Below are 12881 nucleotides of genomic sequence, written 5' to 3' on the forward strand. Positions count from 1 at the left end.
GGTCACATCATCCAGTGTCGTGGTCATCACGGCGCCTTCCTCGCCGGGCTACGCCCGGCGGGTCAGACCGGAAACACCGAAAGATCCACAGTCCCTCCGGGTGGTGTTTCGGGCGAGGTCATGACAGGCGTGATGGTGACGGGCGGCGGTCATCGCCCGGCGGTAGGCCGGGTTGCTCCAGGGTTCTTGGTTGTGGTGGATGGGTCGGGATCCGTTGTCAGGTAACGGGTTCGGGTAGGTCGCCGAGCCTGTGGAACGCGGTGATGATCTGGTTGGTCCAGGGCCAGCCGGCCGCGACGCGCAGGGTCGTAGTCCCGGCGGTGCGAGAGAGTTTCGCGGCGACGTGCAGCAGCCGGTGGCGCAGCTTCTTCGGCTCGGCGATGGTGAGAGGACCGTCGAGGAACTGGATCGGGTTGTTGCCGTGTGCTGTGTCGGTGGCGAAGACTTGGTGCCGCGTGCCGTTCACCGCGTCGAACAGTGATAGCTGCGCGCCGGGGTGCGGACGTTCTCGCCGGCAGATCAACCGGGTGCCGGTCGGGAAGCCGGCCAGCACGGCAGGGTCCAACAGGTCGGTCAGCTCGGTGATCTGCGCGCTGTCACGCAGACTGCCGTCGGCGTTGAGCGCGGGGATCCAGTCATCGGCGGCGGTGATCGCGGCTCGCACCGGTGCGCCGATCGCGACACCGACGGAGAACTGCGTGTCCAACCCCTGCTCGCGCAAGCCGCGGATGTGTGCCAGGAAGGCGTGGCTGCTGCCCGCCGAATCACTACGGATGAGGATCGGATGGCCGTGACGCTGCTGGTCAGGGATCTGTTGCAGGGCCTGGTCGAGGACGGTGATGTGGTCGATGGCGGTGTTCGATCCGGCGTTGCCCGGCCGCAGCATGCCGGCGAGGGCTTCGCCGGTGGCGTCGAGGAAACACAGCAGCGGGTGGTATCCGAAGGTGTGTTTCCACGTCGCCGCCGCTGACTGCTTCTCGGAGTGACACGCCACGATCGTCGCGTCGATGTCGAGGACGAATCCTGGCAGGGTGCGTCCGAGCACGGTCGTGGCCGGAACCTGGCAACGCGTCTCGGTCAGCTGCAGCCAGGCCAGTTCCCGGGCGGCGGCGCGGGCGGCCCGGATCCGGGCCAAGGCGGGTTCGTCGATCGTGTCGAGGACTCGCCACGCCGTCGGACCCGACGCCACCGGCCCGAACAGATCCGGCTGCTGGCGCAGCACCGCCAGATCGGCGATCGTCTCACCGCCATCAGCCAGCAAGAACGCCAAGTCGACAGCCACCCGGCCCGGATCATGGACTGAGCGACGCACCCTGCCCACACCCAACGCTTGACCGAAACCCCTGGTCAAGCCGGTCTTGTCCGCCAGATCAGCGAGCAGCCGGGTACCGGCGTGAGCCACGATCCCGCGACCACGCCAGCCACGACAACCTTCGGACGCGTACGGGTACTCTGCACCTTGAAAGTGCCTTCCGAGACGGGCGAATCTGGGCCCTAGTGTCGTGAGTCGTTAAATCGTTGTCAGTGGGTACGGTGGTGGGTATGCCGTCCTCGATAGCAGTTCCGATCGTGCTCACTGACGATGAGCGGGAGCAGTTGTTGGCCTGGTCGCGGCGTCCGTCGAGCGCTCAGGCGATCGCGATGCGGTCGCGGGTGGTGCTGGCCTGCGCGGATTCGGCCGGGGCGCCGAACGGGATGATCGCCGAGGAACTCGGCGTCTCTCGCAACACGGTGACCAAGTGGCGTAACCGATTCGCCGCGGATCGCCTCGAAGGGTTGTTGGATGAGCCACGCCCGGGCCGGCCCCGCACGATCGCCGACGCCGATGTGGAGCGGGCGGTCACCACGACCCTGGAAACCACGCCGAAAGACGCCACGCACTGGTCGACCCGCTCCCTCGCCGCCGAGGTCGGCCTGTCACAGACCGCGGTCTCGCGGATCTGGCGGGCGTTCGGGCTGCAGCCACACCGGCAGGACACCTGGAAACTGTCGAAGGATCCGCAGTTCATCGACAAGGTCCGCGACGTCGTCGGCTTGTATCTGGATCCGCCCGAACGTGCCGTGGTGCTGTGCGTCGACGAGAAATCGCAGATCCAAGCCCTGGATCGCACCGCCCCGGTGCTGGCGATGCTGCCCGGCACCCCGGCCCGCGCCTCGCATGACTACGTCCGGGCCGGCACCTCCAGCCTTTACGCCGCCTTGAATTTAGCCACCGGCAAGGTGATCGGCTCGTTGCATGCCCGGCACCGGGCGATCGAGTTCCAGAAGTTCCTGCAAACACTCGACCGCGAAGTCCCCGCCGACCTGGACGTGCACGTCGTTCTGGACAACGCCTCCACCCACAAAACCCCGGCGATCAAACGCTGGCTGGCCGGCCACCCGCGCTTCGTTTTGCACTTCACCCCGACCAGCTCCTCCTGGCTCAACCTGGTCGAGCGCTGGTTCGGTGAACTGACCACCAAGAAGCTGCAGCGCGGCACCCACCGCTCGGTGCGCGAACTCAACAAAGACATCCGCGCCTGGATCGAGACCTGGAACGACGCCCCCCGGCCCTACGTCTGGACCAAGACCGCCGACCAGATCCTCGAATCCATCAAGCGTTACTGCACACGCATTAACGACTCACGACACTAGACAAGTCAGATCATCCCAGATCAGGAGGCACTTTCGCGTTCCCGGGCACCGCCACCGACCGCCCCTGATGAAGGGCCGAGGCTAACAGCCGGGCTGGCTGATCTCCTGCATTGACCGGTTGCTCGGCAACGCGGTGTGCCACGGCGCGAGTGGCCGGACAAACGGGTGTCGCGCTCGGCCTCGAGGATGTCTCCATAGCGATACCGCAGCGTTCCGTCGCCCCACAGCCGGACCTGCAAATGCCGGCGGACGCCATTGGGAGGCAGCCAGCCGCGAGCACGCCACTTCTTGATCGTGTCTGGGCAGACCCCGGAAGCCATGACGACTTGTGCCCGGGTGAGGTAGGCGTCGAGGTTCACGACCACCCCCACATCCGCGATGTGCAGTTGGCGGATACAGAAAACGCCCAGCCGACTGAGGCGGGGCGTCATCCACGGGCAGAATTCTCCCGTTCAGCAACGGTGACACGAGCACAGGAGATCCACAAGGGAGACGGCGGTCACACCATGTAGGGTCAGTCAGCAACCCGCACGCCGTTCCGCCTCCGATGAGGGCCCGAGCGCTCGATCTGAGACTCCAGCGCGAAGCCGTGGGGAATGCATAGGGGCACCTGCGGGCGGCCGCAGTCGCGTGTCGCAGGGCGTGACCGTGCGCCGACCGGCCAGTCAGTCAGTGCCGGCGGCGACGCAGCCGTTGCGACACGGTGGGATCAGGCGGCCCGCCAGGGCGACCTGAGATGAATGCCATTCCTGGCGCTTCGGATGGATTCACCCGCCTCCGGCGGGCGCGATGAATCCGATCGCATACCTGCCGATATCGATCGCCGCGTACGGGTGATCGCCGAGGCATCCACCCGCAAGGGTCAGCAGGGGCTTCCAAAGTCAACGTGCTGGACGGAGGACACGGGCGGCCTCCTCAGGAGGATCGGGACTCGTGGATAGAGGAGGATGGTGCGATTACCACGAGGTGACAGACCTGCTTGGCGTGGGCGAGTGGCGCACACAGGAAGAGATTGAGAAGCATGTCGCATTGGGCGAGCTGCGCGAGTCGCACACCCCAGAACTGAACGCGACAACTACTCCGGCAGGGAAACGGCCTGAAGAGTAGGCCATGGACATCGCCGCGACGGCCTAGACGGCGGCGTCCCGCCCATCGGGGCCGGGCGAGGAGGACGACGGCCGCCGCAGTGAAGATCTCCGGTGGCGCTACCAGCCGAAACGCAGCCTCTGCCCGGGTACATGCGTTACGCCGCAGCAGAAACCTCTGCTGCGGCGTCTTCGCGTATCTCAAACACGCAAATTGGTGATCGGGCCGTATAGCTCAGATCCATACGGCCCGATCATTTACTCGCACCGGAGTCAATCAAGGACCCACGAACTAGGAGCGTCGCCTGCTGTTTCGACCTCGCAGCCAGCGAGTCAAGTCCAAGGCCAGCTTGGCGATGATCAGCAGTGAGACTATCGCAACGGTCGCGACTGCATCACGAATCCCGGCATCCGTGTATCCCATGCCAAAATCAATGATGCTATGCGAGACTCCGATCAGACAGGCGAGCAGTATTAGTATCGACCAGCTTCTCCAGGACTGAAGGAACCTGGCATCTCGGAGAAATTTTCTGAGTTCCGATGATCCCATCGCATATTCCTAGCTCTTGCGTGCCTTGCTTTGGATTGCCGAGATGACTCCGCCGGTGATGCTAGCAAGTGCGCCGGCCACTGCCGGCCACCGCGATCTGATCCTCCCACCAAGCCAGCCCAATATGCTCTTGCTCTTAGCGATGATCTGCTTCTCGAACTTCTTGAACAGCCACGCGCCGAGGACGGAATACGCAGCGGTCACCATGCCCTTGACGGCAGCCTTCAGCCAGTTGATTTGGCCGAATGGCGTCTTGCTTACGTACCACTGGTCGAGAACATCGTCGAGGAAGCCGAGCGCACCGCCCGTGACGGCAGCGCAGACCTTATAGGCTGATACGGTGCCAGCGCATAGCATCATAGAACCAAGTTCGAGGGTCTTCATGACGGTGGCCAGGATTCCGGCCCGGGCGGCTTCGCCGAACCCGCCCCAGAACATTCCGCTGGTGTCCTGCATGTTGATCGGGTCGGTCGGGTAGGAATAGGGGTTGGCGCCGCCGCCGAAGACTGGGTCTTTCTGAAGGAATCGGCCTGTGGTCGGGTTGTAGAGGCGAACACCCATGAGTGTCAAGCCAACTGGTGCGTCAGCGGCCCGCTGGTAGCTCCCGAGGTATCCATACCGCTGTGTGCCGACCTGGGCCGTCGCATACGGCTGACCGTACTCGTCGGTTTCGCTTGTACTCGACAATCCGGTGTCTTGGCCGACAATCGTGGCCACGAAATCACCGTGCAGATTAGAGATAGTCCAGCGAATCTGCCCGTCTGCGCTGTGGTAACTGCCAGCGGCACCGTGAAGGCCGGCCACTGTGCGAGTGTACTCGGTGGGTGTCTCCTGGGTCCAGATAGGGCTGTCGGTGTCGTCGTTGTAGTGGTTCGTTGCCCGGACCTGAGTTCCTGTGCGGTTGTCAGTCCAGGACCTGATTCGGATGTTATTGACGTCGAGGGTGTAAGCGGTGGTGCGTCCGTTCTGATTGATGGTGCTGACCAGGTCGTTGACGTGATAGCTGACCGTCGCGTTACCGCCGGCTCCTGTGGAATCGGCGGCGGGGACGGTGGTGGTGCGCCCGAATGTGTCGTAGACGTATCCGCCGGTCACGCGCGCGGCATTGTCGAACTGCCAGTTCCTGGTCTGGGCTCCAGTACTTTTCTGGCAGACTCCGCCGGCACCCGGCAGATAGGTCTGTAGCGATGTGCGGTTGCTGCCTTCGTCGAAACCGTAGACGCGGCTGGTGCAGCTTCCCCCAATGGTGTCGGCAACGTGGGTGAGCCGGCCGGCCGCGTCATAGTCGTAGGACCGCCGTGCCAGAGTGCTGCTGTCCCACTTCTTCTGACCGTGGACGTTGAAGCCCGCATTGTCGAAGTACAGGACGCAATCCGGTCGGCCGCAGTTCGGGCGGGTGTATGTGCGCTTGGTCTGCACTCCTGCTTCGTCGTGGCTGTGCGTGACGACGACGCCGCTCGACCACGACTCTGAAACGAGTGCACCGTCGGCGTTGTAGTCGGCGGTGAACGTGCCAGCCTTCGAGTCGTTCACCGAGGTGGCGAGGCCACGGCGCTCATATCCACCGTCGTAGCCGTAGGTGCGGGTTGCCTTCCCATCGGACGAGCTCGCCACCCTGCCGAGGATGTCGTACGTCGTGGTCGACGTGTTGCCGTCGGCATCGGTATACGACGTCACACGTCCGAGTGCGTCGTAGGCACGGACGATCTCCGCCGTCACGGCGTTCGACGAGTTGACCGTCTGACTGCGCAGCAACTGGCCACTGGCCGGATCATACACACTCCGACTCTTGTCGAGCGCCTTGCCAGTCGTCGCGGTAACGGTTTGCTCGATGGGGCGCCCACTCTTGTCATAGCTGGTGGTAGTGACGCGCTGGACACCCTTACTGTTCTTCTCGGTCGCCACCCGGGGTTGACCGTACAGGTCGTAGGTAGTGGTCGTGACGAGCAGTTCGGGGCCACTCTCAGCAGCATTTCCGGGCTCGGTTCGACATGCCAGCCCGGCCCATTCAGATCGGTTGCCGCACTCTGCAGCGGTAGCGTTGTCCGCATTGGTGTAGTAGACGATCTTCTGGGTGGCCGGAGTGTTGTCCGATCCGCCCCCGGCGGGAGTGGTGGCTGCGGTGGTCCTCCCGGCGGAGTCGTAAGACGCCCGCGAGCTCATGTCGAGTCCATCGGGGTCGGCGGTGGCGTTGATCGGGGACCGCAGTTTCCAGTCGTACTTGAAGGAAGCAGTGTCCACATCCTCATCGACCGTCCGGCCGTCCTTGACGTAGCTCACCGACTTCCGCTCAGTGGTGACCAGGTTGAACGGAATATCGGTCTCAGGAGCGCCTTCGTCGTACGTGAATCGGTGGTGTTCCCGGCCCCGCACCGTGGTGCCTGAGCCCGGCAACGTCACGTCATGTTCTGGTCCGAAGGTCTCCAGGAGCCGTTCGCCGTCGGCGGAGTACACGTTGGCGTCTGACAACGACGCGGCGCGTTCGGCCTCCACCTCCGCGGTGTCCGACGCCGCAGCGTTCAGTGCACGTTTGCGGTTCTCGGCGGTGAGAGTCCGTAGCTCCTGGCCGGAGTCGTCGTACCAGACGGTGTTCAGATGGCCACCGGGCTGCGCGACATTCACGATGCGGGCGTTGGCGTCCAGGTAGGTCACCATGGCTCGCTCGTAGGAATTGGGCATGGCCCCCGCGGCCTGATCCCCGGAGGGCACCTGGCTGGCCGGGAAAACGGCGGTGGCGTCGATGGGCTGTTCGGATTGTCCCCACCGCTTGGTCTGCGCCACCGACATGTCGTACGGCGCACCGTTGCCCGCGATCGGCACGCGGTAGGCGACGGTCTCGACGGTGGCTCCCGCCGACAACGCCGATCGGGTGACCTTGGCCAGCCGGCCTGCGCCAGAATCATTCGGCACGGTGGTGTACGCGAAGTGCCACGGTTCCTGGGCCGGGGGTGTCATGGTGACCAGGATGCCGTTGGCATCGTAGAAGTACGTGTGGCGCAGGGAGTGGTTGCCTTCGGCGTTCGTCCAGTCCAGCCGAGGGTCCCACTGAGAGCGCAGCCGGCCGCTGTCGTCGTAGGTGTAGCGCGCCACGACGACGGAACGCATGGCCGGGGTCGCCAGGTCGGGGTCCCAGGCGGTGTAGGCGATCTGCGAGACCCGCCCGGCGTAGTCACCCCACGTGCCGTCGGCTTTACCGGTCGCCGTGGTGGCGGAGGCGTACGTGAATACCAGCGCCTTGCAGCCGCGCACCAGGCTGGTGCAACTGACGCCATCGGCCGTGGGAGCCAGAACCCGGGTGGGTCGCATGATCTCCTTGGATCCCACCGTGGCCTTTTCCCACGAGTATGTCGTGGTGGTCCCGGATCCCGAGGTCGACACCGAGTCCAGGGAGTAGACCCCGGCGGGGTCGGTGCTGCCCCGAGTGAAGGTCACCGTCTCCCCGGAGCCGTTCTTCAAGGTGTAGACCGTGCCGGCCGCGTTGGCGGTCAAGGTGTAGGTCTCGGCGCCGATCTGCGGCTCGAAACTGGTGCCCGCGCCGCTGGTCCTGGTGAAACCGATAGACGAGCCGTCCGGCAGCTTGGCTTGCGCCAGGCTGCCGTACACAGTCAACCCGGTGAATGGCATGGCCGCGTCCGACGCCGACATGCCGGAGACCCAGCCGGGGCCGAACAGCGGGTCGAGGCCGAGCGGTTGTCGGCTGTTGACTGTGCGCGATACGGCGAAGCTGCCGACGGAGACGTCGGGCTGCGAAATCTCGTAGTTGCCGGTGATCAGGTTCACCGTTCCCGGACCGATCGGGCTGGTGGCCGCCGAGGCCATGTCACGGTCGAAGGTCAGCTTGACCGGATCCGAGCCGACTCCATTGAAAAGCCCGCGCAACTGCACGGGCCCGTCACGCGGCACGCCCTGGGCGTCGATGGCGGCGAGGGTCGCCGCAATATCCCAGTTGACCTTCGCTACGCTGCCATCGGTTACGGGCACCGGCCAGGTCACGGCGCCGCCACCGGCCGCGTAGGTGACGTGTGCAGCGGGAATCTCGCGCCACGTGTCAGATCCAGCACGGCGCCACTGATAGGTGACGTTGGTGTAAGACGGCGACGTGGTCGCCGCGATCGAGGTCTTCGCGCCACTCACGTCGCCTGTCCTCGGAGACGTCAACACCGTGGAGCCGACCTTGAAGGGATACGAGCGCAACGCCGAGACATTGCCGGCCGCGTCACGGGTACGGGCGAAGACCACGTGCCAGCCTGGCGTGGTGGGCATGATCTTCACGGTCGCCGACGCGCCAGAGCTTGCCGTGTTGACCACCCTATTCACCGGTTGAACGTCGAGGCTGTATTCGTATGCCGCGGCATCCTTGATGCCGTTGGCCGAGAAGGTGAAGTCGGAAGCCTGGTTCGCTTCCCCGCCCCAGCCGTTCTCCGGATAGATGACCGAGGTGACCACCGGTGCGCTACCGACTGACGTGTCGACGCTGAATTCGCAGAACGACGACCACGGTCCATCGGCGTTGCCATCGTTGCCACGCACACGCCAGCGGTATGACACGCCGTTCGCCAGCGTGCCCGCCGGCACAGTCGTCTCCATCGTAGAACCCGAGGGAGAACTGTCGGTGATGGCGCCGCCGATTCTGGACGAGCCGGTGAGCGACCACCATTCGAACTCGGCCTTGACCGGTGCTGCTTCCGCATCCGACACGACTGCACGCAGCTGCGGGGTCGCCGTGTTGATCTGGGGCCGATCGGTACCTGTCTCGCACGCCGAGGCGGGCACCGTCGAACGAGTGCCGACTTCTGCGTAGGAGTGGTAGGTGATCGTCGCGGAAGGCACCTGGGCGGAATCGACCGCGTTACGGGAACGGAAGATTTTCGAGCCGAGCGTGGTGCTCTCGTCAGTCGCCCGTACCCCCATGTAGGCGGTCGACTGCCCGGCAGTCGCGGCGCGCTGGAAGAAGCTTCGGCCGTCGATCGTCACCCAGCCGTCGTCACAGGCTGCAGAGTATCCCTTGCTCGCGGTCGACGAAGCCTCGCGGTTCAACCACGCCGGTTGACTGTCCCACCGGGAGGCCGATGACGCTGCTTCGGTGGTCCAGATCTCCCACGAGCTCGGGGCGCACGTGTTGGACCAGAAGCTCCAGAAGTTGACAGTGGCCTCGGTGATCTCTTTGCCGGCGAACGCAGCTACCGGCCAGTGAGCGAACGCCCGGGCCTTCGCGTTCGGCGTGCCAGTGAAGGTGCCCAACTGCAGGTCTGCCGCACCGCTCCTGTCCGCGGCGACGTCCTCACGCACGTAGGTGTCGAAGGAAGTCAGGAGAGCGTTGATCTGCGGATCGATGGTGACCGGGTACTGCGTCGCCGGATCCTTCAGCCACTTGACGTCCGGCTGCAAGGCGAGCGTCAAGTCCTGCTTCCCACTGGTAGCCGCGCGCTTGTGCCGTTCCTTTGTTGCGGAAGCGAGCTCACCCTTCGCGGTGACAACCTTCCGGTGCAGCGGCACCTCGGTGCCCGTGGCGCGCCGAGCGTCCCACATCTCCGGTGCAGGCACCGTTCCGAGCAGAGCACCCTTGGCGTCGCGTAGCGCAAGGCCACCGGAGCGATCCTGCTTCAACGCGGCGAGGTTCTTGCCGGTCAGCGGAAACGACAGACTCGGAAGGTGGTCAACGGCGTCCCGGCTCTTCACGATGACGAACTGCTCAAAACCGCTGCGAGTCGCCTCCACCACGAGGTCCACTCCAGGAGCCACATCCCGGTACTTCGCCCGGTTCCCGTCAAGGACCGGCGTCGGCAGCTTGCCAGTCCACCCGAGCGCAAGGCGCCGACCACCGGAGCCGACGGATGCGAGGTCGCCACTGCCCGTGCGCGCACCGGAGATCTGCAGACCCAGAACGTCGGCTACGGGCCGCACCGATCCGTCCTCGGCGAGTTGCAGCGTCAAGTCGATGGGCACCCACTTGCCGCCCTGCATCGTGCGCACCGGGCCCGCGGAGACTTTTGCCTCTATCTGGCCATCTGGTCGCGCGAAGTACTCGGCGGTCTCAGTCGTCAACCCACCTATACGGACGCTCTGCTGCGTCATCCTGGCAGTCACCAGTGCGGCGGCCTCGTCGGGACGCTCGAGCACCTGAGTCGCGGGCTTGCCCGGCGCGCTGGGTAGCTGAGGCACCCCCGCCGAAGCTGTGGACGGTCCGACCACGACGGTCTCGACCATCACCGCCAAGCCCAAACCTGCACCGAGAATTCTTCGCCACCCGAAACTTGTGGCTCTCCTGCCGCCGTTCCACCTGCTTCTGGAACGTTTGCGTACGTTATTCAACCCTACGCCCCCAAGATTCAATACAGAATTCGGCGAATGCTAAGGCAGCAAGAGGGATACGTCAATTCGCTGGAACTCATCCCGTCCGCACCCGTCGACCTGAGTTGAAAGGCCATCACGGGGAACCGGAGCCAGGAATTCCAGCGATCAGAGCAGACCGCGATGGAGACAGCCACCCGATCGCGGGCCACATTACTCTCTCACTGAACGTTTTGTCCATTAGAATAGGACAGATCCGGCTCACGGTAATTTCCGACAATCGAGAAGTACAAGTCCAACACTGGGAGTGATTGAGCCGAGCCGATACGGCGCTTAAGTCGGATTATGACCACACTCTGAGTTGATATTGACACGGGCAGCAAGATCAATCTAGGTTGTTGCAGCCAGTCACATCACCATCGCGGGGGCGAACCATGACTACGGCTTCGAGAAGTGCCGACCATTCTTCGTGACCGAAATCGTCGGGCTATCCGTCCTTATTCTCGTTGCGCTGTCCAGAGCCATCGCCTCGACCAAAGCAGCCTCGCGCAGGATCGATGAGATTCTAGCTGAATTGAATCACGCGATGGACAAGACCACCGGCACGCTAATCGCCACAACGTTGCCGCTACCTCCAGTAAAAAAGTTTGTTTCGCTCCCAGCAACTGGGGGCCATCGAGCGGATCGATCAAATCAATAACAGCCGGATCATGCCGCCGTTGCATGTGACGATGCGCGACGATCTGGGAACCCATCGGACCCGTCAATCCGTCGTGCTCATTGCCGAGGTGCCGGCGACGGACATCCCGCACTTGGTCGATCACCGCGATCCAGGACGGGATAATCGCACAAAGCGGGCGCTCGACCACCGAGTTGTGCGCCTGCTGGCCCGCCGCGACCTCAACGCCGAACGGGCCAACAAGGACCTCGACGCGGCGTATGCGCTGAGGAAATGCCGGCCGCCCGACTCAACATCTGTCGGCATACGGGTTCCGATGGCTCGTACGCCGACATCATCACCGCAACCCCGATCCCGCTGCTTCGCCGTGACGCACTCCGCGACCGGCTCGCGGCTTCCGGCGCGACGAACTGGTTCAACACGCACATAGAGGCGGCAGCGACTCGCACGGGCTTGAGCGCGAGGCTCGCGAGGCGTTGGCCCAGGCTGTTTCAGCCGCGGACGTAGGCGGACCGCTCTGCCGGCTGGGGGAACTCGTCGGATCCCGGGGCGCGGGTTCTGCGGTTTCGGATACGACGGCGTGACGCGGTATGTCATCGAGGTACTGGAGTCGGGTGGGGCGCGGTTCGGCGCCGACCACATCGCCGAACGTCTACAAAGGACGAATACAACGAGCCAAGGTGCTCCACCTCAACAAAGCGATGCCCTTCGCCTGTGAGGCCCTCGCATGGACTGCCGAGGAGGCCGCCGCGCTCGCTCGGGACAGGCTGCGCGGACCCGCGGGATCGGCCTGCACCTGGGCAACCTCGCCCGGGGCGGCGCGAGAGCCGCGCAACCAGCGTGAACAGCACCTCCTCTAGAAGCCGGACAAGACTAAGGACCGCGACGAGAGCTACCAGTACCGGCAGATCCTCGTGGTTCCAAAGTTTTGGAACTCGGCGAGATCGCGGGGCCCAGAACATGCCGGTGCCCATTCGCACGCGAGGGCAGGGGTGCCCCCGTGGGGGTGCGCGCGCGAACACGCAGGCACGGGCGCGCGGGCGCGCATGCAGGCGGACAGGCGCACACGCACGCAGGCGCACATGCGCACTCGCGCGTCTCGGAGCCCGACCTACGTCGTCGCGGTGCCGCCGCGATCGGGACCAGGTCCGCCCATGCATCGGGGCGGGACGAGGATCTCATGTCGGCCCAGAGCGGAGACTCGGCGACAGCAGGTGCGCAGTCGCGCACCTCCGGCGGGGCAACGACAGCACGTGGCTCACCGCCGCCGGCTCCGAGTGGAACGGTGATCGCCGCCGTGCGCGGCCGCGCTGCCCTGCCACGACCGGCCGCGCGAAGCTCGAGACGCTGCCGGCGCAGCCGTCCTCGTCCCGGACTCAGGCCTTCCCACCGGCGGCCGGTCACCTCGATGCTGAAGGTCCTCATCGGCCGCCGCACCGACCTCGTCCGCGACCGGACCAGGACCATCAACCGCTTACGTTGCGCACTGACCGGCATGTTCCCCGCCCTCGATCGTGCACTCGTCTTCACCAACGCCGGCCCGCTCCTCCTGCTCGAGGGCTACCAGACCCCGGCCGGTATCCGCCGCATGGGCACCGCCCGGCTGACCCGCTGGCTGCGTGGCAGGGGCGTGCGTAGTCCG

The 12881-nt window shown here is 64.9% G+C and carries 3 protein-coding genes and 2 pseudogenes; 3 read left to right on the plus strand and 2 right to left on the minus strand.

Annotated elements, in window-relative coordinates:
• Window positions 1-217 precede the first annotated feature (217 nt).
• Window positions 218-1458: pseudogene (locus tag AB0M36_RS37410) on the minus strand (transposase).
• A gap of 84 nt (window positions 1459-1542) precedes the next feature.
• Here AB0M36_RS37410 and AB0M36_RS37415 point away from each other — a divergent pair.
• A complete protein-coding gene (locus tag AB0M36_RS37415; RefSeq protein ID WP_364167505.1) occupies window positions 1543-2634 on the plus strand; it encodes an IS630 family transposase in 1092 nt (363 codons plus the stop codon).
• Window positions 2635-4278: 1644 nt separating this feature from the next.
• Here AB0M36_RS37415 and AB0M36_RS37420 read toward each other — a convergent pair.
• Window positions 4279-10476, minus strand: coding sequence for an RHS repeat-associated core domain-containing protein (locus AB0M36_RS37420; RefSeq protein ID WP_364167510.1), 6198 nt, complete (start codon window positions 10474-10476; stop codon window positions 4279-4281).
• 731 nt (window positions 10477-11207) lie between these two features.
• Here AB0M36_RS37420 and AB0M36_RS37425 point away from each other — a divergent pair.
• Window positions 11208-11669, plus strand: coding sequence for a hypothetical protein (locus AB0M36_RS37425; protein ID WP_364167508.1), 462 nt, complete (start codon window positions 11208-11210; stop codon window positions 11667-11669).
• Between the two features lie 1002 nt (window positions 11670-12671).
• Window positions 12672-12881 (plus strand): annotated as a pseudogene (locus tag AB0M36_RS37430) (IS110 family transposase); the annotation flags it as partial.

Source organism: Actinoplanes sp. NPDC051346, assembly GCF_040682215.1.
In the GTDB taxonomy this organism is placed as follows: domain Bacteria; phylum Actinomycetota; class Actinomycetes; order Mycobacteriales; family Micromonosporaceae; genus Actinoplanes.